This is a genomic window from Mycobacterium sp. (genome assembly GCF_049608025.1).
Classification (GTDB): Bacteria; Actinomycetota; Actinomycetes; order Mycobacteriales; family Mycobacteriaceae; genus Mycobacterium.
In genome coordinates, this window is sequence record NZ_JBMYXC010000031.1 from 1 (window position 1) to 22,581 (window position 22,581).

The following is a 22,581-nucleotide window of genomic DNA, read 5'->3' on the forward strand; positions in this document are numbered from 1 at the left end:
TGAGGAACTGACCCATGAACCCAAGGTATCGAACAAATGTGCGATCAAGGTCCAAGGATCGCCACCAGAGCCCAGGCTGTGGACAAAAACCGACTTGGGGATAACTTCGATCTCAACCTAGGCCGGCGGCGTTTTCACCCGCTCGAATCGGACTCAACGTCGCTGTCGCGCGCCGAGCGCACCGGCGAGCACCATCAGCGCGAGACCGGCGATCGGGACGACCAGAAGCCCGACCCGCAGGCTGGTGGCGTCGGCGACCACACCGACGATCAGGGGCGCGCCGAGGAACCCCACGCGCATCAGCCAGGTCAACGCCGTCAGGCCGGTGCCCGCGCGAAGTCCGGGCAATTCGTCGGCGGCTCGCATCGCCGCGGGCACAACCGTGGCCACGCCCAGCCCGGCGGCCCCGAATCCGGCGATGGTGCCCGGCACGGTGGGGAACGCCAGTGCCGTCCCCATGCCCACCGCTGCGATCAGGCCACCCGCGCGCGCTACGGCACGCTCGCCAAACCGATCAACGAGCCTGTCGCCGATCAGTCGTCCGACGAACATGAAACCGACCAGCGAGACGTAACCCATCACGGCCACCGGGCCGGGAGCTCCCAGGCTGTCGCGCAGATACAATGTGGCCCAGGAACTTCCGGCGTCCTCGACCGCTGCGCCGGCGATTGCGATACCCACCAGAGCAAGCAGTGACAGGTAGACCGCTGCACTGACCTCGAGCCGGCCCGCGTTATGTACAGATGGGTGGTCAGCGTGCTCGGGGCCGCGCAGCAGATGCGGATAGGCGATGGCCACCACGGCACAGAACAAGGTCCCCGAGACGCCCAGATGCACCCCGCGGGGAATGTGCAGCGCGATCGCGGCCGCACCCATCAGGCCGCCGCAGATCGCACCGACAGCCCAAACCGCGTGCAGGGAGTTGATGATGGAACGGCCGTAACTGCGTTGCAACCGAAGGCCGTTGGCATTCTGCGCGACGTCGGTGATTGCATCGCAGGCACCGGCGACGACCAGGGCCGCGGCGAAGAGAATCGGCGACGTCGCCAGGCCGGCGATCAGGATGAACACGGCGAGTGCCACCGTGCTGACCACAGCCACGCGTGCCGACTGAAACTGCCGGATCAACATCGCCGCGGTCAGCCCGGCCAGCAGTGCCCCAGCTGAGAACGACGCCACCGCAAGTCCGTAGCCGGCGTTGGACATGGCCAGATCCGTTTTTATCTCCGGATACCTGGGTAGCAGGTTGGCGAATAGGGCGCCATTGGCCAGGAACAGCGCGGCGACCGCAATGCGAGCCCGCCGATCGCGCGCCCCGTCGCCCTCGAGCGGTTCGGGCGCCATGGGCTGCGACCCTACCGAAGGGATTCAGCGGATCGGCGTCACGCGATTCCCGCAACCGCGTCATCCTCACGGCTGACCGCACGGTCGCCGCACGTCGGCCCGCGCCAGACTACCCGCGCGAGACTATCGGTACACCGCGATGTCGACTGAACGGGCAAGATCAGCAGTATGCCTACAGCCCCAGATGATTCCGCGGACGCCGACCTGCCTGCATCGCTGATCGAGCTCGCGCATCGCTACGGAGTGGCGACCGAATACGCGGACTGGACCGGCCGATCGGTGAAGGTCGGGGCTTCCACGCTCACTGCGGCGCTCGGCGCATTGGGTGTCTGTGCTGGGACCGAAGAGGATCGCGTCTCGGCGATCGCCGCCAAGAACCGCGATCACTGGACCCGAGCGCTACCCCCGGTGATCGTCGGTCGCGTCGGCGCCACCACCCCGTTCTGGGTGCACGTCACCCATGGCGATCCGGCGAGACTCTGGTTGCGGATGGAGGACGGCAGCGTCCGTACGGGCCTGCGGCAGCTCGAAAACAACAGAGCCCCTTTCGATCTTGACGGCTCACTGGTCGGGGAGGCGAGCTTCGAACTGCCCGCTGACCTACCTGTCGGATACCACCGGCTGCACTTGCAAGTCGGATCTTCGGACAGCGCTTCTCCCGATGTCGACACCACGGTCATCGTGTCACCGGCATCTCTGGAGCCGCCTGCTCGCCTCGGCTCGGGCCGCGCCTGGGGGCTGGCGACCCAGCTTTACAGTGTTCGTTCCGAAAGCTCATGGGGCGTCGGTGACTTGACTGATCTCACCGACTTGGCTGTCTGGTCGGCCGCCCGCCACGGCGCCGGGTTCGTGTTGGTCAACCCCCTACACGCGGCCGCGCCCACCTCGCCGATGGAGCCATCCCCGTACCTGCCGACATCGCGCCGCTTCGTCAATCCGATGTACCTGCGAGTGGAGGCGATTCCCGAGTTCGCCTACGTTCGGCACCGGGGCCGCATCCGCAGGGCGCAGGCTCAGGTGCAGGTGCGCGCCGACCGCAACGAAGAGATCGACCGCGACCGCGCGTGGAAAGCCAAACGTGAGGCGCTGGAAAGTATCTATCTGGTCGAACTCTCTGCCGGCCGTGAGATCGGTTACCAGGCATTTCTGGATCGGGAGGGCAGCAGTCTGGAGGACTTCGCCACGTGGTGCGCGCTGGCCGAACAGTACGGCGGCGACTGGCACCAGTGGCCGGAGGAGCTTCAGCACCCACGATCCGAAGCGGTGGCGGAGTTCGTCGAGGAGTACGCCTCGACCGTGGACTTTCACCGCTGGCTGCAGTGGCTTATCGACGACCAGTTGACAGCCGCGCAGGCCAGCGCAGTGCAGGCGGGCATGGAGCTGGGCATCATGCATGACCTCGCGGTCGGGGTGGATCCCGACGGAGCGGACGCGTGGGCATTGCAGGATGTTCTGGCGCTCGGCGTCTCCGCGGGTGCGCCGCCGGACGAGTTCAACCAACTCGGACAGGACTGGTCGCAGCCGCCCTGGCGACCCGATCGGCTCGCCGAGGCGGCTTACGAGCCATTCCGAGCGCTGGTCAGAGCGATACTGCGGCACTCGGGCGGGGTCCGCATCGATCACGTCATCGGATTGTTCCGGTTGTGGTGGATACCGAAGGGAGCCCCTCCTACCGCCGGCACCTACATTCGCTACAACCACGAGGCGATGATCGGCATTGTGGCGCTGGAGGCGCACCGCGCGGGCGCGGTCGTTGTCGGCGAGGATCTCGGGACGGTGGAACCGTGGGTTCGGGACTACTTGCGCGATCGCGGCGTGTTCGGCACCTCGATCCTGTGGTTCGAGATGGATCGCGACGGCACCGGCGGGCCGCTGCCGGCCGAACGGTGGCGGGAGTCCTGTCTGTCCGCCGTGACAACCCATGATCTGCCTCCCACCGCGGGTTATCTCGCCGGAGAACACGTCCGGTTGCGTGATGCGCTCGGGCTTTTGACGCGCCCGGCCGACGAGGAACTGGCCAGCGACCGGGTGCAACAGCAAGCCTGGATGTCCGAGCTGCGCCGGGTCGGGCTGCTTGACGACAGCGATGGCCTGGACGTCGGGGACGCTGGGGCCGCCGGGGACTTTGGGGACGTTGAGGACGTCGATGCGGTGGTTCTGGCTCTGCACCGTTACTTGGGACGGACGCCGTCGCGCCTGCTGACGCTGTCGCTGGCCGACGCCGTCGGTGAGGTGCGCACCCAGAACCAACCCGGGACCACCGACGAGTACCCGAACTGGCGGATCCCGCTTGGCGATCCGCGGGGCCGGCGAGTGCTGCTCGAGGAGGTGTTTTCCGATCCGCGCGCCGCCGGACTGTGTGAAGCCATGCGCGCCGCGGTCAAGCCCCCGGTGTAAGGGCCAAGCCCCCGCGCTGCCGGCCATCGTCACGCGCTGGATGTAACACTGGGCGCTTCTGCAGCGGTTTCACATTTGACACCGCTGCGATATGTTCGCAGCTCACCCCGAGGCGAGGAGATTGCTGACGTGAGAAGGCTTGTTGTGCTCAGCGGCGGATTCGTCGTGGCCGGAACGGCAGCACTGGTCGGCGCCGGCGTCGCGATCTCCCAGCCTGCGCAGGAATCGCCGTACAACGTCACCGGAGAGCAGTACGGCCGGGCGCTGGCGATCCTCAAGAGCCAGGGGATCAATGCCTATTTCGGCGGATCGACCGGCAGCGTCCTGTCACAGTCCGCATGCCTGGTTGACAAGCAGAAATTGACCAGCGGGGGCCGCATGCTCCTGACGCTGGACTGCACTCAGGCGGCCGCCGACGAAGTCGAGGCCATGGGTCCCCGCGGTGGCCCCACTATCGGCGCTAACGGGGTCACGACGGTCACCCCGACGCCGCTGGTGCCTATCGCCGGCGCCCCGGGAGCAGGCACGCCGCCCCCGGGAGGGGGTGCGCCCCCACTGGGGCCGGGCACGCCTCCCCCACCTGCCTAACCGGCACAACACGTAATAACTATCTGGGACCTGCGTTCCCACGTACTTCGCCTGTTCGTCGTAGAATCCAGGTATTCACGATGAAGTACTCGCGACGAATAGGAACCCGCAGATGTTGCGACCGCGCCGTTTCGATGACGAGATCGACCCTGGACCGGTACAGATCCAGGCCCGCAAAGTGCACTTCGACGTGGCGGACAGTCCGTTGCACTGGATCCCGGGCCATCCGGTGGCCTCCCACGTCGTCAGCGTCCTCAACATCGTTCTACCGGCCGGGGAACGTTGGTTCGTAGAGACCTTCAACGAGGCGTTGCCGCTGGTCAAAGATACAAAATTGGCTGAAGACATGCGCGGGTTCATCGGCCAGGAGGCCACTCACGCCGATGTGCACGACAAAGTTCTGCATACCTACATGATCGATCACGGCGTCGACCCCGCCCCGATCGTCGAACAGGTCGAACACGTGTTCGACAAGGTGCTCGCACCGCCGAACACCACCGACCCGGCGCGCCGCATGAACCACCTGTGCGACCGACTGTGGCTGATCGCCGCGATCGAGCACTACACGGCTGTGATGGGCGATTTCGCCCTCAACTGCGCATGGGACGACCACGGTGCCGATCCGACGCTGGTTGACCTGTTCCGTTGGCACGGCAGCGAAGAGGTCGAGCATCGAAGCGTGGCCCACGATGTCGCCGTCTACTTCCATGACAGCTATTTCGCCCGAGTCAGCGCCATGAACACGGCGGCCGGCATGTTGTTCGTGTTCTTTCAGCGGGCCGCGTGGTACCTGGTCAAGAACGATCCGTCCGTCAGCGCGAACTGGTGGACGTTCAATCGGATGCGAATGCGCGATGCCCGGCTCGGCCTGATCCCCCGCTACAGCCGGTTGTTCGGATCGAACACGCTGGCGTACTTTCGCCCCGGTTACTCCCCCGAAAAGCTGGGTTCAACAGCCCAGGCCGTCGCATACCTCGCGGCCTCTCCGGCGGCGCGCGCGGCCCACATGTGATGCGGTTGTTAGGGCGCTACCAGGAGATTTACCAGGAGACGCCGTCGAGCACTACCGGCCGCATCCGTCATGACCCGACGCTGAGCATCGCCAATGCGGCCATCTCCGGAATGCTGAACGTCTCGGCCGCGGTGCGCAGGATCCCGGCGCCGGGCGGCGGCGACAGCACGATTGCACTGACCGTCGAACGACGGCGCGTCGTAGCCCGGGATCAGGATGTGATCGAGCTGACGCTCGCGCCCGCAAGCGGCGGCGCGTTGCCCAGGTGGTATCCCGGCGCCCACCTCGACATCCATCTGCCCAGCGGCTTGGTCAGGCAGTACTCGCTATGTGGCGATCCGGGATCGTCGGACCGGTACCGCATCGCGGTTCGCCGCATTCCCGACGGGGGCGGCGGGTCCATCGAGATCCACGACGGGCTAGCGGTGGGAGCGACCGTACGCACCCACGGCCCGCGCAACGCGTTTCCGCTCACTGTGCCCGGCCACGGATCCCCGGCGCGGAGGTTCCGGTTCATCGCCGGCGGCATCGGCATCACGCCGATCCTTCCGATGCTCGATCTGGCCCGCCGCCTGCAGGTCGAATGGTCGATGGTGTACACGGGCCGTACCCTCGAGAGCCTGCCGTTCGTCGACGAGGTCGCTGCGCTCGGGGCCGACGTCGAGATCCGCACCGACGACAGGTTCGGACTACCCACGGCGACAGAGTTGATCGGTGATTGCGCAGCAGGTGAAGCCGTGTACGCGTGCGGGCCCGCCCCGATGCTGACAGCGATCCGTTCGGCATTGGTCGGCCGCGACGACGTAGAACTGCACTTCGAACGATTCGCCGCAGCACCCGTCGTGGACGGCCGGGCATTCCAGGCCACCGTGAAGTCCAACGGGGAAGAAGTCAGTGTGGGCTCCGAGGAGACGCTGCTCAGCGCACTTCGCCGGGCCGGCGTGAACGCCCCCTACTCATGTCAGCAGGGGTTCTGCGGCACCTGCCGCACGCGGGTGCTCGCCGGGCAGGTCGAGCATCGCGACACGTTGCTGACTGAACCCGAACGCGCCGCAGGAATGATGCTGACGTGTGTCTCCCGGGCTGCGAGGGGATCCGGGCTGACTGTGGATCTATAGCGATCTTCGGCTGCGCCGGTAACTCGACGGCCATGAATCGGTTGCCGAAGCCGGCCGCATGCAAGGATGGTTCTCATCATGGCCCGTCCACCGAAACCGGTCGGCTACCGCGATCAGATCCGACCAATACGCCGGTTCGATCCGTTCCGGCCGCTCGACATGCTCACCTCGGCGTGGTCGGCGACGGCCATGGCGCCGGTCAACGGTGGCGCCGCGGCCGCTTACCGCACGCTGTTCATGACGTTGCGCAGGTTGGTGGTGGGGCGCAGGCTCACCGTGCGTCTCGACGATGGCGATCTGACCATGACCGTGACGGAGTTCGACTCGCGGCTGGATGTGCGGGGTCTGTCGATCGGCCAGCTCAACGACGTCACCCTGGTCGGCCACAATATCCACTGGGGAACAAGCTTTTTCGACCATGCGACCGTGGTGTTGCACAACGTGCACATGAAGCCCACCTCGCCCCCGGTGCTGGTGGCTGCGCCGGTGGATCTAACGTTGGAGTTCTCGGCCAAGGCGCTCGACGACCTGTTCCGCTCGGTGGCGCCGCGGCTGCGCGGGGAGATCGGAGCCGACGGCGTAGCGCGGCTCCGGATGGCCCGCCGTCCAAGGCTGGGTCAGATCGAAGTGGCGGCCGAACTGGACGGCTCGGCACTTTGGCTGACCCCGCGAGGGGTGAGGATCGGCGAATCACGCTGGCGGCTGCCGGCGCGGACTCCCGCCTATCGGGTTCGCCTGCCCGAGTTCACCCACGGGTTGCGGTTGACCGGCATTGAGTTCAGCCCCGGTGTGGTGCGGCTGACGGGGACGCTGCCGGAATTGCGCACCGAACTGCCCCGTAAACGGTTGGAGGACATCATCACCCAACTCAGCGTTTCGGGCGTTGTGCTCAATTTGTCCAGGCTCGGCCGTCTCCGATAACCGGCCCAACGGACGCCGGTGTCGGCCGGACCGGGCCTCAGACGCCCGTCCAGGCCTCGTCGAGGCGCTCTGCGACATCGATGATCTTCGCCTGCTCTGACTGCGGGCTGTTGATCTCACCGGCGACATGCGCAGCGATAAATCGCCTGATCTCGGAATCCACGCCGCCGACGATGCGAACCACCTCGGCGCGTAGCGATTTGGACGTGACGTGGATGGTGATGTCGGAGGCCCGCGGTTTCGCGACGTCGAGGATCAGCAACAGCGGTTCGGCAGCCTTCGCGGTGGCGCGCAGCGCTATCTCGCCGAAGACCATGAACTTCGGCCTGTCGATCCGCAGGTCCACGACCATGTCGATTTCCAACGGGATGAGGATGGAGAAGGTGATCGCCTCTCCGTTCTGGCGGCTCACCCTGGGTTCCAGAATCCGCACTTTGGCGGTCACCTTGGCGATCTTTCCGGGGCCCTGGGCGATGGGGCCCAGTTGGAAAGCGTCACCGGCGATCGTGGCGACCGCGGCGCCCACCCGGTCCTCGGTCACTGCGATCTCGAAGAACCGACGGCCGAATTCCTGGTAGGTGATGTAGTCAGGTTCCATGGTGGTCTTACGTTCTCATGCCGGGGGCGCCGTTGGTGGCAACGTGGCCGAATCGGTGCCTGGCGGCCGCCGCCACACCCGCTTGAACGGACAGGGTCACCGAATTTCGGCGAACAGCCGTATCCGGGATATGGCCACCCGGTCGGCAGCGAGATCCCCGATGATCACGCTGTGGGAGCCTCCGCGTTGAACCCGAGCCGCGACCGCACGCCCCGACCGGATGAGCTTGTCCCAAGTCCCTCCGGAGAGCTGCTTGACCAAGTCGGTGGTGGTCAGGGACTCGCTGTCGCCGAGGGTGATCGGGATGTCGGCTGCCAGCCGGCGGACGCCGATCTCGTCCCCGCCGCACGATTCATCCAGAAAACGTGCGAAGAGGCCCTTGCCGCCGGTTCCGAACCCACGGAATCCGCTGAGAAAGCCCAGGCTGGCCGAGAGCCCCTGATTGTTGAGCATGGTTCTGCCCAGCGCGATTCCGGCGGGTGCGGCACCGAGCCCGCCGCGCAGGAACTGCCCGATCATCCTCGGCAACTCCCAGTAGGCCGACAGTGCGGCGATTCGCAGCTCGTCACCGTCGGACCGCAGGTCGTAACGGATGTAGGTGGGCACCTGCATGGACAAGGACGACGTCATCTGGATCTCGAGTTCGAGGTCGCGCACCACTGTGGCGCCGAGGACGATGTCCATGTGCGGACGGTAGGTGACGGCACGCGGCCCGATGAACGTGTCATAGAACTGTCCGATTGCCGGGTGCCCCCGGTGCGGCTGGGATCCCACCGGATCCTCCACGCGGCCGTCGGCGGTGAACAGACCGATCCAGCCGTCACGATCGTGCGATCCGGCCGCTGCCAGGGACCGTTTGGCGGTGGCCAGCAGGTCCGTTCGTGTCATGGACATATGGATGCCTACCATTTCAGCCCGGTGACAGTCGACTAGACCTGCTGATGCAGGCACACTGGACACTATCCGCTGTGCTGAGGGCGCGGCCGTGAAGGAGGGACCATCATGAGCAACAGTTCATCTGGCGGGCCATTTGGCTTCGAGCCCGAGGACTTCGACCGAGTTGTCCGCGAGGCCGGCGAGGGCCTGCGCGACGCGCTGGACGGTCTGGGCAAGTTCATGAACACCTCCGGAGAGCGTTCCGGCTGGTCCGCACTGTTCGATGACTTCGCCGGGGGCGCCCGGACCCGCGCGCAGCCGGAGACAGCCGGCGAGACCGGCGATGGGGTCTGGGTCATCTACACCGTTGACGACGACGGCGGTGCCCAGATCGAGCACGTCTACCCCACCGAATTGGATGCGTTGCGGGCGAACAAGAACAACACCGACTCGACCCGGCGGGTCAGGTTCTTGCCGTACGGAATCGCCGTCAGCGTGCTCGACGGGCCGGAGTCCACTGACGACACGGACACGCAGACCCCGCCGACACCGTGAAGCGATAGCGACCCCACCGACACCGTGATGCGATAGCTTTCCCGAACACAGTGAAGCGATAGCTTCCCCGAAGGAGTGGGACCATTGAAACAGCGGGCGTTGATCGGTATCGCCGCGACGGCAGTTGCGCTGGTGTTCGCAGCACCTGCGGCCGCTGACCCAGACACTGCGTTCGCCGAGGAGTTGCACACCTACGGCATCTACGGGCAGCGGGACTACAACGCCTGGATCGGCAAGATCACCTGCAAACGGCTCGACAAGAACGTCGACAACAACGCCTTTGAGTCGGCGAACTTCATCCATACCAACCTGGTCAAAGACTCCACAACCGCGCAGGCGTGGCAGTTTCTGGCCGCTGCCTTGCGCACGTACTGCCCCGGCGAACTACCGATCTTGGATGGCGTGACGCAGTAGTGCAGCCACCGCTTAGAGTTGACCCCCGATGATCGACTACAACAGCAAGTCGCCCGAGGTCGGGCGCGCCGCCAACTCACAAAAGACCGCCATCTGATGGACTCCCGTAGGGCTTTCAACCCGGCGATCACGCGCTTCTGGAGCCTGGCCGCGCCGGCCTACGATGCCGAGACTCTTCAGCAGTGGGTGTATCGCCCCGCCCAGGATGAGATGATCTCGCTGCTCAAGGCGCACGGAGCCCGACGTGCAGCTGATATCGCCTGTGGTACAGGAATTCTCGCAAGCCGCATTGCGCGCGAGGTTGGTGCCGACGAGGTCTACGGCGTCGACTTCTCCGAAGGCATGCTGGCTCAGGCGAGACGTCGATCACATGAGGTGCGGTGGTTGACCGCGCCCGCCGAGCAGTTGCCCTTCGAGGATGAGACTCTCGACGCTGTGGTGACGACCTCGGCGTTCCACTTCTTCAACCAGCCCGCCGCACTGCGTGAGTTTCACCGCGTGCTCGCCACCGGAGGGCTGGCCGCCGTAGCGACATTCTCTCCCTATCAACCTCTTCCGCTGCATTGGTTGTCGGCCAGTCGGTTCAACCCGGTTCACAGCCCGTCGCCCGCTGCGATGCGCACGCTGTTCACCGACGCCGGCTTCGCACTGCACGACCAGCGCCGCGTACGCCGGCCGGTCTGGACGCGACTGCTGTCCGACCTCATCACCGTAGGTATCAAAGAATGACCGGACGGTCCTCTCCGCCAACTGGGTAGACCCAACGGTTAATCAGGGGCGTGGGCAACCTGAGATGGAGGCGCTTCGCGTCGACCGCGCGCGGTCAAGGCAACGCGCTGAGCGCAGTCATGAGTTCTTCCATGTCGGGTCCCGGCGCCGTGGCGGGATCGGCCAGCGCTGAAACGGGTCCTGCCGCAGGTGAAGCTCCGGTCAGGTGCGGTGAGCCGGCCGGAGCCGGTTCCGGCGCGGCTGTCGCGACGACGCGCGCGGGGGCGTCGGTCTGCACCGGAGCGGCGGCTGCTTGAGGCTCGGAACGGGCCGGGGCAGCGACCACTTTGCGCACCGAGGTAGTGGCCGCGTCGGATGGCGAGGGAACCGTCGCCCAGCCCGCGTCGGACAATTCGGGCTTTTCCGCCATCGGCGCGGGAGGCTCGGGTTGCGGCGCAGCGCCGGCGGACAGGCTCAGCACACCGACAACTGCCGCGGCGGCGGCACCGATCGCAGCCGACAGGATTCGCCCGCGCCGATTCCGGCTCTGTACGGGTATCTGCTGCGCCGAAGGTGCGGTGTGCGGCGACGCGGGACCCAGCTGTGCCGACGCAGTGACGACGGCTCGCGCGGCGCCGTAGGCCAATGCCGCCCGCGGCGTAATGGCGGCTGCCGCCGACTCGGCCGCTGCTGCTGTGGCACGCTCCATCGAAATGGTTTCCACCTGGCCGAAGCCGAGGTTGCGCAGCCGCGGCCGCAGCCCCAAGCCATCCTTGGCCATATCATCGGCCCACGTGAGGTGCACCCGGTCGACCTCGAATCCAGCGGCCCTCGCGATGGACTGAGCGCTACGCGCGGCGACTCCGGCAATCCCGGCGTCTGCGGGTAACTCCAGGGCGTCATAGTCGAGAACGGTGCCGTCGTCGGCGTGCAGGAGCACCCAGGCGACGTCATTCGATTTCAGTGATAGCCCGAGTACGGCGTGCACCACCATCCCCTTCCGACTCTGAACCGGTGTGTGCGGTGTATCGGATGCCGTGGCTGCGCCGTTACAGCGGTCGCCGCGCGTGCCGATGTCCGCGCCCGGGACGCTCGGCATGCCCACCCGGTTATTTCCCTGTGCCCCAATTATTTTGGGGCCGGAATACCACGTTGCCGCAACCCGGTGCGGCATAGTGAGCTGATGCACACCTTCCAACGGTTTCCCGGGTCATGAGTAGCGATAGTCCTGGCAGCCGCAGCAATCGCGGCGTCGAGGAGCATCGAGAATCGGAGGCCTACCTGCAGAAACGGCAACTCAAGACAGGTTCGGCGGGGTGGATGCTGCTGGCTGGCCTCGGGGTCGGCTATGTCATCTCCGGCGACTACTCCGGCTGGAACTTCGGCCTGGCCCAGGGCGGGTTCGGTGGGCTCGCGATCGCGGCGGTGGTGATAGCCGGCATGTATCTGGCACTGGTGCTCGGCATGGCCGAGCTGTCCTCGGCACTACCGGCGGCCGGCGGCGGATACACGTTCTCTCGGCGTGCGCTCGGCCCCTGGGGCGGCTTCGCGACCGGCACCGCGATCTTGATCGAGTACGCGATCGCTCCGGCCGCCATCGCTACTTTCATCGGGGCCTACGTCGAGTCACTGAATCTGTTCGGTATCACCGATGGCTGGTGGATCTATCTTGTCGTGTACACCGTCTTCATCGGCATCCACCTGGCCGGGGTCGGCGAAGCGCTCAGGGTGATGTTCGTCATCACCGGTATCGCCCTCGTCGGCCTGGTGGTCTTCGCGATTTCCGCAGTGGGCCAATTCGACTCGGCGAACCTCACTGACATCGCCGCGACCGATGCGGCCGGAGCCTCGGCGTGGCTGCCGTACGGGTTTCTCGGTATCTGGGCGGCCATACCATTCGCGATCTGGTTCTTCCTCGCGATCGAGGGCGTCCCGCTTGCCGCCGAGGAGGCAGCGAACCCGGAACGAAACGTCCCGCGCGGGATCATCGCCGCAATGGTGGTCCTGCTGGTCACTTGTGCGACTGTGCTGATACTGGCCACCGGGGCCGGCGGGGCCGCGGCGATGTCAGAGTCCGGCAATCCGCTCGTCGAAGCGCTGGGCGAGGGCACGATGGCCAAAGTGGTCAACTACATCGGTCTGGCCGGCTTGATCGCGAGCTTCTTCTCGATCATCTATGCCTACTCGCGGCAGCTGTTCGCGCTGTCACGGGCCGGCTACCTGCCGACGGCACTATCGGTGACGAACTCCCGCAAGGCGCCGACCCTGGCGCTCGTGGTGCCCGGCATCATCGGGTTCGCGCTGTCGCTGACCGGCCAAGGTGACTTGCTGCTGAACATGGCAGTGTTCGGCGCCGCGCTGAGTTATGTGCTGATGATGGTCAGCCACATCGTGTTGCGTTGGCGCGCACCGGACATGCCGCGGCCCTATCGCACCCCCGGCGGGGTCTTCACCACCGGGTTTGCCTTGGTCATCGCGGTCCTGGCGGTGATTGCAACGTTCCTGGTGAATCCCGTCGCGGCGGGCTGGTGTCTGGGCGTGTTCGCCGCCTTCATGGCCTACTTCGGGCTGTACAGCCGGCACCGTCTGGTGGCCAACTCCCCCGATGAGGAGTTCGCTGCGCTGGCGGCCGCCGAGGACGAGTTGCGTTGAGGTGCAATGCGAGTTGCGGTGCCGTGTCCATGTAGCGAATTTTTGCGCGGGTGACATACGGGGTGCTGCCGATGGGCTGCGCCTAAGCAGTCGTGTTGGCCAGCGAGTCAATACGTTTCAGCGCGTCGTCGGCCAGCGCGGCCACGTCGAACCCGCCGGCGGCCCCGCACGTCGTGATCTCGATCGCCGCATTGTGCGCGGCGACGAAGGTGTTGTCACAGTTCCAGTCTGCGGAGCGCAGCGTCCACACGACGCTGCCCTGCGGGGCGTCGCCGGTCGCGGGAAGCACCGCGAAGACGTGCTTGCGCTGCCCCATCGTGGTAACCGTCAGCGGTGTGTCACGACAGGATTCCACCGCCCGCCGGACGTTATCGAGTGCGGCCGCCGGATCGAAGTCGAAGCGATAGACGGCGACCATCTCCTCGATGAACACCGCGGCGTCTTCGGTGATCCAGTGTCCGCCGTCGGTGGCCAACGGGCGATTGGCGTCGAGGAACGGTGGGTCCACCTCTTGCGCCAGACCGCTGCAGCGCTCGGGTTCGGCGGTGACGAACAGATTGCCTTCTGTACCCGCGACTTTGGGGCTGAGCAGATCAACGACCTGCAGCACCTGGATCGGGGCCGCCACTGCAGCCGGCATCGGCCTCGCGTCATCCGCGTTGCGCGTGCAGCCGCCGACGAGAGCGAGGACCACGCCGGCCGATGCTGCGACCACCAGGTGTCGTATCACCGGAATCACCGCCCCCCGAGCCCGTGTCCCGCAGCTGCACCGCCACGCATGCACGGCAACCTTACCGAAAGCTGCTGACGACTTCGGCGTGCTCACGGCGTGGGACCGGCGCCGCCGCAGCGAACCTCGCAACCGCCGCGGCCCCGAGGAAGCAGCCAAGGGCTATAGCCCCGGCCGCACCGCTCAAGCCGAACTTCGCCATCAGTACCAGCGCGACACCGGCGGCGCAGACGAGGAGACCGGCAGCGGTGGCGCGGGCCCCGGCCGCATCGGCCGGGGCGTCCCACCACGGCAACGGACGGTGCTCCAGCGGCGAGAGCAACCCGAACAGCATCATCATCACGATGGCGAACACCAAAGCCCGAAGCGCCAGCAGACCCCAGAAGTCGGCGGCGTGTACGTCGTAGGCGTCCAAACCGGCCGTGTGCAATGCGAACGCCGCGATCGCGATGGCTGGAATGTGCCATAGATACAACGTCATCGCTCCCCCGTTGCCGACCGCGACGACGCGCCAGACCCGCGGCCGCTCGGCCCATCGCCGGAGCGTGCCCGCCCCGAGAACGAAGGCGCACGACATCCAGGTGCAGTGCAATGCGAGCACCAGTGTGGGCGGCGACACGTTGGAAAACTGCTCGGACCCGGTGACGACGAGGGGGATCCCGTAGGGCCCGGCCGCGACGAGTACCACCTGCGCAAGGAACGCCGATACCGCGATGGCGAGAGCCATGTGAGCGCTGATCAGGCGGCGCGCATAGGCCACCCCGATGGTCACCGGGATCAGCCAGACGATCACGAAATTGGGGACGCCCACCTCGGCGGTTCCGGCGGCGAGTCGCGCCGCGTCGATCACCGCGGCGACGGCGAGCAAGGATGCCAGCACGATCGCGACAGCGCGACCGGTGCCCAGCCGGGTCAGGGCCGGAACGAAAGCCAGTGTGACGAGGTAGACGCCGAGGAACCACAGCAGCGCCACGCTCTCGCGTCCGAGCGCCACCGCGGACTCCGCACCCAACGTCAGCCGCACGCCCAGCAGGCCGAGCGACCATGCTGCCAGGTACCAGAACACCGGGCGGCACAACCGCTGCGCACGGGTGAACAGCCACCCGCCCCACGGGGTGCCGGCGTGGTACCCGTAGGCGCCTGCGGCGCCACCGGCGAGGAAGAACAACGGCATCACCTGGACGATCCAGGTCACCGGCGCGACTGCCGGGACTGCGCCGATCAGGTTGCCGATGCGGACACCGCCGCTGTCGATGGTGGCCAGCAGCAGCGCGCAGTGCCCGAACATGACAACCACCAGTGCGGCAAGTCGGACGGCATCAACGGCGCGGTCACGCCCGGCTGGGATTAGTGCCATGCGGCAAGCATGCCCGGTTCAGACCGGTCGCGGATGAGTAGAACTACCACATTCGGCAGAACGGTCGGGTTCAGGGCAAGGCGTCGAAGAGGCTCGACAGCACCGGCGGCAGCGGCGCAGGCAGGGCCTGCTGCGGGGCGGGCAGAGCCAGCTGGGGGGCAGGCAGGGCCAGCTGGGGGGCGGGCCAGGCTGCCGGCTGAACTCCCACGCTGGCCGGCGGCTCAGGCGCGGCGGGCAGGTGCGCGACCGGCGGGCCAGGCGTGGCGGGCAGGTGCGCGACCGGCTGGGCAGGCAGGTGCGCAACAGCCGCGGTAGGCTCTTCGACGCGGACCGGAATCGTCTCCGGCACAGTTGAATCCAGCTCGATCTCGATGGCTGAGCCCGGCGCCGCGATGGCCTGGGGCCGGACCTCCATGATTAACGACTGCCCCACGGCCACCGGTTCGGGTACACGCGAGGGAGCAGGGGCCGGAGCGGGTTCCATGTCCGGCGCGGCGAGAACTGCCGACGGAGCTGAGGTGTGCAGCGGTCCCATCGCGGGCCCGGACTGGGGCGGGGCACTCGCGGCGGCTGAGTTCGCGGGCGCCTCAGACTGTGGCGGGCCCACCAACGCGTAGAGGCCGATACCCACCGCTACGACCACGGCCACACCCGCCCCGGCTGCCACCCGCATGGGCACCTGCCTGGCCACCCGCAGCGGCACTCGTGCGGCTATCCGAAGGGGCACCTGTGTCGCCATCCGCAGCGGCGCCTGTGTAGCCACCGGTAGGGGCACCCATGCGGTCAGTCGCTGCAGCATGCCTGCGTCCTCGCGGGCGTCGACACCTGACCGCGCCGCTCCGTAGGCCAGCACCAGGTGCGGGGCGAGGTGGCGGGCGGTTTTGTTGCGGCCTTCGCGGGCTGCGTCTTGAGACACCGTCTCGACGGTCTCGAATCCGAACAGCCGCAGCTTGGTTCGCAGCCGGATGCCGTGCTGGCGAGCGTCGTCGCTCCAGGTCAGCCGAACGCCCTCGATGTCGTGCTCGGTTCGCATGTCAAAGGCTTGAACGCTGCGCGCCGCTGCCCTGGCAATTTCATGCAGGGAATCGAGCGTGACGATTTCTTCGTCCAGTATCTTGCCGTCGGTGGTATCGACCAGCACCCACACGGCGCTTGACTCGGTGAGTGACAGACCAAGAACCCAGCGCATAGCAACTCCCAGACGACGACGACCGGTATCTGCACTTATCGGCGGGTCGTCGCCAGATGTTACGCATGGGGCACAGAGCTAGTAAGGCACCGCGTTCCCGACCTGGGGCATCGTCGGCCAGTAGCGGTCAGGCCCGGCTGGCTGCCAGCGCCTCGTTGAGCGTCTTGCTGGGGCGCATCACCGACTCGGTCTTCTCCCTGTCGGGGTAGTAGTAGCCGCCGATGTCCGCGGCCTTGCCCTGGGCCTCGTTGAGTTCAGCCACGATGATGTCTTCGTTCTCGGAGAGCGTCTTGGCCAGCGGGGCGAAGTGGTCGGCCAGTTCCTTGTCCTCGGTCTGCTCGGCCAGTGCCTGCGCCCAATACATGGCGAGGTAGTACTGACTGCCACGGTTGTCGAGCTCACCGGTCTTGCGCGACGGACCCTTGTCGTTGTCCAGCAGTTTCCCGGTGGCGGTATCCAGTGTTTCGGCCAGCAGCGTGGCTCGCGCGTTACCGGTTTTGTTGCCTAGATCCTCCAGGCTGGCACCCAGCGCGAGGAACTCACCGAGGGAATCCCACCGGAGATGATTCTCCTCTTGGAGCTGATGCACATGCTTGGGCGCCGAACCCCCGGCCCCGGTCTCATACAGCCCGCCCCCGGCCATCAACGGAACGATCGACAGCATCTTGGCGCTGGTGCCCAACTCCAGGATCGGGAACAGGTCGGTGAGGTAGTCGCGCAGGATGTTGCCGGTCGCCGCGATGGTGTCTTCTCCTCGGATGACCCGTTCGATCGTGTACCTCATGGCCCACACCTGCGGCATAACCTGGATGGTGAGGCCCTCGGTGTCGTGATCCAACAGGTAGGCCTTGACCTTCTTTCTCAGCTCGGCCTCGTGTGGACGCTCGGTATCCAGCCAGAACACCACCGGCATGCCCGACAGCCGCGCGCGGGTGACGGCCAGCTTCACCCAGTCCCGGATCGGCGCGTCCTTGACGACCGGCATGCGCCAGATGTCGCCCGCCTCGACGTTCTGCGACAGCAGAACCTCACCGGTGTCGATGTCGACGATGTCGGCGACGCCGTCGACGGGGATCTCGAAAGTCTTGTCGTGTGATCCGTACTCCTCGGCCTTCTGCGCCATCAGGCCGACGTTGGGGACGGTGCCCATAGTCGTCGGGTCGAACTGGCCGTGGGTCTTACAGAAGTTGATGATCTCCTGGTAGATACGCGAGAACGTGGACTCCGGATTGAGGGCCTTGGTGTCTTTGGTCCGCCCGTCGGCTCCATACATCTTGCCGCCCAGCCGGATCATCGCGGGCATCGAGGCATCCACGATGACATCACTGGGCGAGTGGAAGTTGGAAATGCCACGTGCGGAATCCACCATCGCGAGCTCGGGCCGGTGCTCGTGGCAGGCGTGCAGGTCGCGAATGATCTCTTCGTGTTGTGATCTCGGCAGCGACTCGATCTTGCTGTACAGATCGGACAGCCCGTTGTTCACGTTGACGCCGAGCTCGTCGAACAGCTCCTGGTGCTTGGCGAAGGCCTCCCGGTAGAACACTTTCACCGCGTGGCCGAAGACGATCGGGTGCGACACCTTCATCATCGTCGCTTTGACGTGCAGCGAGAACATCACACCGGTCTTATAGGCGTCTTCCATCTCTGCTTCGTAGAAGTCGCACAAGGCTCTCTTGCTCATGAACATGCTGTCGATGATGTCTCCGGCATCCAGCGAGACCTCGGGCTTGAGCACAAGCGTCTCACCGGGTCCATCGGCCGGCCCGGTCTTCAGAACCATCTTGACCTTGCGCGCCTTGTCCAGGGTCATCGACTTCTCTCCGTGATAGAAGTCGCCCTCCTTCATGGTCGCCACATGGGTGCGGGAGGCCTGGGACCAGGGGGCCATGCTGTGCGGGTGCTTCCGTGCGTACTCCTTGACCGCCTTGGGCGCCCGGCGGTCGGAGTTGCCTTCCCGCAGTACCGGGTTCACCGCGCTACCGAGGGTCTTGGCGTAGCGCTCCTTGATGGCTTGTTCCTCGTCGGTCTTCGGCTCGCCGGGATAGTCCGGCAGGTTGTAGCCCTTGGACTGCAATTCCTTGATCGCAGCATGGAGTTGGGGCACCGAGGCACTGATGTTCGGCAGCTTGATGATGTTGGTGTCCGGCAGTTGGGTCAGAGCGCCGAGTTCGGCAAGGTTGTCGGGCACGCGCTGGTCGTCGGTCAGGAAGTCACTGAACTCGGCCAGGATTCGCGCCGCCACCGAGATGTCGCTAGTCCTGACATCGATGCCGGCCGCGTCGGCGAACGTTCCGAGGATGGGCAGAAAGGCGTAGGTCGCAAGCAGCGGCGCCTCGTCGGTCAGCGTGTAGATGATGGTCGGCTGCTCGGCGCTCATTCGTTGGTCTCCCGGCGTCAGTTTCGGTCAAGTTCGAAGGAGCTCCGCGCAAGCATCACGCCCAACCGCACCTTCTGGCGCAGCGTACCCAACGAGACGGTCTCTGTGGCGGGCTAGTTGCCAGGTGCGTCCACGGCGAGTCGTCCGGGGCACGAGGTGCCCGGCAGCTAAGTTCACGCCAGCCGGGCAACAAAGGAGTCCCCGCGGGAAGAGGAACTGCCATGACAAAGGCCAGGCTGAACGGCGCCGAGTGGCGCGGTGCGGCGACACTGGGGGTCACGCTCGCGTCAGCCGCATTCGCCGCCGTCGCCTGTACCTCAGCCCCAGATCCAGTCGACTCGACGGCACATGCGGCTGCAGCTGATGCGCCACAGGTATCGGGTTCGGTCCAGGAGTGGCAGGACGCGGTGTGCCGCGATGACACCGAAACCCACTCCGGGACCCGCCACACCGTCACGGGGAGCGCCTGCGTGCCGCAGGACGGGGATGGAATCGTCAACTTCGATCACTTCGAATCCGCTTCGTCGATGGGCTCGGTTCTGTCCTGGACTCCGTCGGCACACGTCGCGCACGCGGTTGTGGACGGGCGTCCGTTGGCGATCTGGACGCCTTCGGGTGAAGTCGACGACCTTGATCCGCTCGAGAAGTTCGGCTTCGATGTCGTTTCCTACCAGTCCGCGGGTTTCGCCCGCGGACTGGACGAATTACCTGCGGTGGTCCCCGATACCGGTGACGCCGTGACGCTTCCGGCCAACCAGTACGGCTACGTCGTCGTGCAGAACCCCGGCGGCGACACCCAGTGCATCGTGGAGACCACATTCATCGGGTGCCAGACGAACGGCACCAAGTGGCAGCAGCACGTCGATGGCAGTGGGCCTTACCACGGTGTCCGCGTCAATTCGGACGGGACGGGCTCGTGGGTCGACGGCAACCTCGGGGCAGCCGCACCCACGAGGCTGGCCAACCAGACCTACCGGGCCCAGGGCTGGACGATCGTGTCGAGCCCGTCGGGGATGCGCTTCACCAACGATCAGACAGGTCACGGCGCGCTGGTTTCCATCGAGGGCGTACAACCATTTTGAGGCGGTCTATCTGCGCACTTACCAGCGCCTGATCAGGACTGATACGGCGATAGTCGACTCGCGAGATGGCGAAGGTTCCCCCACGCGCCCCACGCGACACTAAGGTGCAGTTCGTGGGCAGAAAGATGTTGGGCAACGGCCGAGGGAGATGGCTGGCCGTCGTCGTCTCGATCGTCGTGTCTGCCGCCATGCTGCACGCCCAGGGCGCGGAGCCGTCGCGCAGCGCTGACGGGACCGCCGAAGCGCCGCCGAGTCAGGGCTCCCCGCCTCCGGCCGGGGACCCGAGCGTGGCCAGCCCGACTCAGGCCGAATTGTTGGCGGCCAGTGCGCCCATCGATGCGCGGGTATTCGACCTGCCGTTGCCGGCCGGCGTCACGCCGGAGGACGGGTTACAGGTCAAGACGATCTGGGCGGCACGCGCCATCAGCATGATGTTCCCCGAGGTCACCACCATCGGCGGATTCCGCCAGGACCCGCTGCCATGGCATCCCAACGGGTTGGCGATCGACGTAATGATCCCGAACCACGGCAGCGACGAAGGTATCGAACTCGGTAACCAGATCGCCGGGCTGGCGCTGGCGAATGCCCGACGTTGGGGAGTGCTCCACGTGATCTGGCGGCAGGGCCTCTACCCGGGCATCGGCGCGCCGAGTTGGACCGCCGATTACGGAAATGAAACCCTCAACCACTTCGACCACGTCCACATCGCCACCAACGGCGGCGGATATCCCACCGGGGATGAAACCTACTTCCTCGGATCTATGGAGAAGTGACGCTCAGACCGCGATAGAGGGCCCGCCGCACCACAGCAGGTCTGAAGATCCGGCATCCCCGCAGGCCAGGAGTGCATCCGGCACGGTTGCTTCCTCCGGTGTCGACGGGAACGACGGCGGGGCCGGTGGCCACAGCGGGAAGATGCTGGCGCCGGTCACGCCAGTCAACGCAGCGACGATCTGGGCGCCGGTGTTGGTCGCCACGTAGGCCAGATCACCGATGAGCTGCACCGGCGCAATAGCCAGCCTGGCCAGCAGGCTGATCAGGAAGATGTCCTGATCGACAATCTCCTGCAGTGCCGCGGTCAGATCGTTGGTGAGCCCGAACACGATGTAGGGCCCGGTGGCGAAGATCGTCCGCAGCCCCAGCGACAGCTGGGTGCCGATATCGGGATAGCCGTACATGTCGATCGCATCTTGGAGCGACCCCCGCAGAGCCTCGTCGTCATTGACCGGAAATACATTGCCGTCGCTGAGGTCTGTCAGCGGCACGCCGTCGGAACCTGCGGCCGGAGTGCCCCCGAAGAGGGTCACCACCGTGGGCGTGACATCCACGATCTGGTACTTCAGATTGATGGCGCCGACAGCGAAGAGGTCCGGGTTCTCGGCGACGACGAACGTCGATGTCTCATCCGGAGACTGGAAGCCGTGACCGAAACCCTTCTGCGGCTGGTGACCATGATCGGTGGTCATCAGGATGGTCCACTGTTCCCCGGTAAGGGCTTCCCAGTCGGCAACCGCTTGCAGGATCTCGCCCAGGTTTCTGTCGAAATTGTTGATCGCCGCGGCGTACTGCGGTGAGTCCCCGCCGTACAGGTGCCCGTTCTCATCGACCCCGACGAAGTAGCTCAAGAGGAAGTTCGGGACAGCGGAGTCGGCGGCAGTGATGGCTGCCTCGGTAGCGTCTCCGACCGCGTCGTCAGTCAGTAACCAGTCGGTGTCGCCTGGGACCTGGGAGATGTTGATGATGGTGTCAGCGGGGATCGAGCCGGCGCCGCTGATGGCGGAGATGACGTCCCAGTTCGCGATCGACGTCGTCTGGATGCCCGGGTTGAACGTCTCGAGCTGATTGAACGCCGTCGCCCAGGTGTCGTAGGTCCACGGTGTGAAGACATTGTTGATCACGCCGGTGGTTTCGCCCCAGGTACCGGTGAGGATGGACGACCACGACGGGCCGGAGATGGTGGTGTGTCCGGCGATGCTCGACGGTGCCGTGGTGCCGTCCTGGATCAGCTTGAAGAAATTGGCGTTGGTCGGATCATCCAGCACCCTGCTGAGATTCGTGCCGTCCACACCGATCACCAGAACATTCGGTGATGGGTCCACCGCAACGGAAAGGACTGATGGGGTGACCGCATTTGCGTTGCCGCGTCGGGCGTTACGCTCCAACTCATCTCGGGCCGCGGCCAGCGCCGCCAACATCACCGGTGCCTGTCCGGGCACTTCAGGGCCAGGTGCCGCGGGTGGATGCAGCCCCGTGGAAACCACCGCCGACTCGACGTTGACCAGGGTGGTCGTTGGTGCCGGTACGGGGGGCGTGGATACCGAGCCAGTGGAGGACGCGGCCGGGAGTACATCCGTCGAGTCGACCGCGGCAATGGTGACCACCTCCGCCGGGGCCGGTTCGGCCTCGGCGGAAAGTTCGGCGGCTGCCACTGCGGACTCCGCGTCGTCTGAGTCCTCGGCTTCGGCTGAGAGATCCGGGGCCTGGGTAGTTGTCGACCGACTCGGCCCGCGCCGATCAGGCGCAGCGCCGCTGAGCGAGTTCTGGGCTGAATCACCATCTACTTCGATGTCACCATCTACTTCGATGTCGTCAACGGCGGGAAGTCCGGTGTCCGCTTCGTCAGAATCCGCATCGAAGTCCGCGTCGATGTCCGCTTCTATGGC

The 22,581-nt window shown here is 66.0% G+C and carries 20 protein-coding genes; 11 read left to right on the forward strand and 9 right to left on the reverse strand.

Features of this window, described 5'->3' with window-relative positions; all coding sequences use genetic code 11:
* Positions 1 to 153: 153 nt before the first annotated feature.
* A complete protein-coding gene (locus ACPGXI_RS11605) occupies positions 154 to 1,344 on the reverse strand; it encodes an MFS transporter (RefSeq protein ID WP_526652951.1) in 1,191 nt (396 codons plus the stop codon).
* 168 nt (positions 1,345 to 1,512) lie between these two features.
* On the opposite strand from ACPGXI_RS11605, the gene malQ reads away from it, so the two are divergent.
* From malQ to ACPGXI_RS11630, 5 genes are all read left to right on the forward strand, one after another.
* Positions 1,513 to 3,741 carry a 4-alpha-glucanotransferase gene (gene malQ, locus ACPGXI_RS11610; RefSeq protein WP_526652953.1) on the forward strand — a complete coding sequence of 743 codons (2,229 nt, stop codon included), beginning with the start codon at positions 1,513 to 1,515 and terminating at the stop codon, positions 3,739 to 3,741.
* A gap of 129 nt (positions 3,742 to 3,870) precedes the next feature.
* A complete protein-coding gene (locus ACPGXI_RS11615; protein ID WP_526652955.1) occupies positions 3,871 to 4,329 on the forward strand; it encodes a hypothetical protein in 459 nt (152 codons plus the stop codon).
* A 112-nt stretch (positions 4,330 to 4,441) separates the two neighbouring features.
* Entirely contained in the window at positions 4,442 to 5,341 is a 900-nt protein-coding gene (locus ACPGXI_RS11620; protein WP_526652957.1) for a metal-dependent hydrolase, read from the forward strand.
* Positions 5,341 to 6,459 (forward strand): PDR/VanB family oxidoreductase, encoded by a 1,119-nt coding sequence (locus tag ACPGXI_RS11625; RefSeq protein ID WP_526653018.1) that lies wholly within the window; start codon positions 5,341 to 5,343, stop codon positions 6,457 to 6,459. The genes ACPGXI_RS11620 and ACPGXI_RS11625 overlap by 1 nt, the downstream gene beginning before the upstream one ends.
* A 78-nt stretch (positions 6,460 to 6,537) precedes the next feature.
* Positions 6,538 to 7,380 (forward strand): hypothetical protein, encoded by an 843-nt coding sequence (locus tag ACPGXI_RS11630; protein WP_526652959.1) that lies wholly within the window; start codon positions 6,538 to 6,540, stop codon positions 7,378 to 7,380.
* Positions 7,381 to 7,417: 37 nt separating this feature from the next.
* Here ACPGXI_RS11630 and ACPGXI_RS11635 read toward each other — a convergent pair whose 3' ends face one another.
* Complete coding sequence (locus ACPGXI_RS11635; RefSeq protein ID WP_526652961.1) at positions 7,418 to 7,978, reverse strand: hypothetical protein; 561 nt, start codon at positions 7,976 to 7,978, stop codon at positions 7,418 to 7,420.
* Between the two features lie 96 nt (positions 7,979 to 8,074).
* A complete protein-coding gene (locus ACPGXI_RS11640; RefSeq protein ID WP_526652963.1) occupies positions 8,075 to 8,872 on the reverse strand; it encodes a nuclear transport factor 2 family protein in 798 nt (265 codons plus the stop codon).
* 108 nt (positions 8,873 to 8,980) lie between these two features.
* On the opposite strand from ACPGXI_RS11640, the gene ACPGXI_RS11645 reads away from it, so the two are divergent.
* The 3 genes from ACPGXI_RS11645 (at position 8,981) to ACPGXI_RS11655 (ending at position 10,552) form a co-directional block, all read left to right on the forward strand.
* The gene (locus ACPGXI_RS11645; protein ID WP_526652965.1) at positions 8,981 to 9,409 is read left to right on the forward strand and encodes an Rv0313 family protein; all 429 of its coding nucleotides are present in this window, start codon (positions 8,981 to 8,983) and stop codon (positions 9,407 to 9,409) included.
* A gap of 84 nt (positions 9,410 to 9,493) precedes the next feature.
* Positions 9,494 to 9,823 carry a DUF732 domain-containing protein gene (locus ACPGXI_RS11650; RefSeq protein ID WP_526652967.1) on the forward strand — a complete coding sequence of 110 codons (330 nt, stop codon included), beginning with the start codon at positions 9,494 to 9,496 and terminating at the stop codon, positions 9,821 to 9,823.
* A 96-nt stretch (positions 9,824 to 9,919) separates the two neighbouring features.
* Positions 9,920 to 10,552, forward strand: a complete 633-nt coding sequence (locus ACPGXI_RS11655; protein WP_526652968.1) for a methyltransferase domain-containing protein — start codon at positions 9,920 to 9,922, stop codon at positions 10,550 to 10,552.
* 94 nt (positions 10,553 to 10,646) lie between these two features.
* Here ACPGXI_RS11655 and ACPGXI_RS11660 read toward each other — a convergent pair whose 3' ends face one another.
* Positions 10,647 to 11,630, reverse strand: a complete 984-nt coding sequence (locus tag ACPGXI_RS11660) for a DUF7159 family protein (protein ID WP_526652970.1) — start codon at positions 11,628 to 11,630, stop codon at positions 10,647 to 10,649.
* Positions 11,631 to 11,743: 113 nt separating this feature from the next.
* Here ACPGXI_RS11660 and eat point away from each other — a divergent pair, with 113 nt between their 5' ends.
* A complete protein-coding gene (eat, locus tag ACPGXI_RS11665) occupies positions 11,744 to 13,183 on the forward strand; it encodes an ethanolamine permease (RefSeq protein ID WP_526652972.1) in 1,440 nt (479 codons plus the stop codon).
* An 82-nt stretch (positions 13,184 to 13,265) separates the two neighbouring features.
* Here the strand turns inward: eat and ACPGXI_RS11670 are convergent, their stop codons facing one another.
* From ACPGXI_RS11670 to ACPGXI_RS11685, 4 genes are all read right to left on the reverse strand, one after another.
* Entirely contained in the window at positions 13,266 to 13,913 is a 648-nt protein-coding gene (locus ACPGXI_RS11670) for a sensor domain-containing protein (RefSeq protein ID WP_526652974.1), read from the reverse strand.
* A 61-nt stretch (positions 13,914 to 13,974) separates the two neighbouring features.
* Positions 13,975 to 15,270 carry an acyltransferase family protein gene (locus tag ACPGXI_RS11675; protein WP_526652976.1) on the reverse strand — a complete coding sequence of 432 codons (1,296 nt, stop codon included), beginning with the start codon at positions 15,268 to 15,270 and terminating at the stop codon, positions 13,975 to 13,977.
* A 70-nt stretch (positions 15,271 to 15,340) separates the two neighbouring features.
* Positions 15,341 to 16,459, reverse strand: a complete 1,119-nt coding sequence (locus ACPGXI_RS11680) for a DUF7159 family protein (protein ID WP_526652978.1) — start codon at positions 16,457 to 16,459, stop codon at positions 15,341 to 15,343.
* 127 nt (positions 16,460 to 16,586) lie between these two features.
* Positions 16,587 to 18,836: an NADP-dependent isocitrate dehydrogenase gene (locus tag ACPGXI_RS11685; protein WP_526652980.1), complete on the reverse strand. Its 2,250-nt coding sequence runs from the start codon at positions 18,834 to 18,836 to the stop codon at positions 16,587 to 16,589.
* 221 nt (positions 18,837 to 19,057) lie between these two features.
* On the opposite strand from ACPGXI_RS11685, the gene ACPGXI_RS11690 reads away from it, so the two are divergent.
* Both ACPGXI_RS11690 and ACPGXI_RS11695 read left to right on the forward strand, forming a co-directional pair.
* Positions 19,058 to 19,918, forward strand: coding sequence for a hypothetical protein (locus ACPGXI_RS11690; protein WP_526652982.1), 861 nt, complete (start codon positions 19,058 to 19,060; stop codon positions 19,916 to 19,918).
* Between the two features lie 113 nt (positions 19,919 to 20,031).
* Positions 20,032 to 20,691, forward strand: a complete 660-nt coding sequence (locus ACPGXI_RS11695; RefSeq protein WP_526652984.1) for a VldE C-terminal domain-containing protein — start codon at positions 20,032 to 20,034, stop codon at positions 20,689 to 20,691.
* 3 nt (positions 20,692 to 20,694) lie between these two features.
* Here ACPGXI_RS11695 and ACPGXI_RS11700 read toward each other — a convergent pair.
* A partial coding sequence (locus ACPGXI_RS11700) for an alkaline phosphatase family protein (RefSeq protein WP_526652986.1) occupies positions 20,695 to 22,581 on the reverse strand: 1,887 nt, incomplete at its 5' end.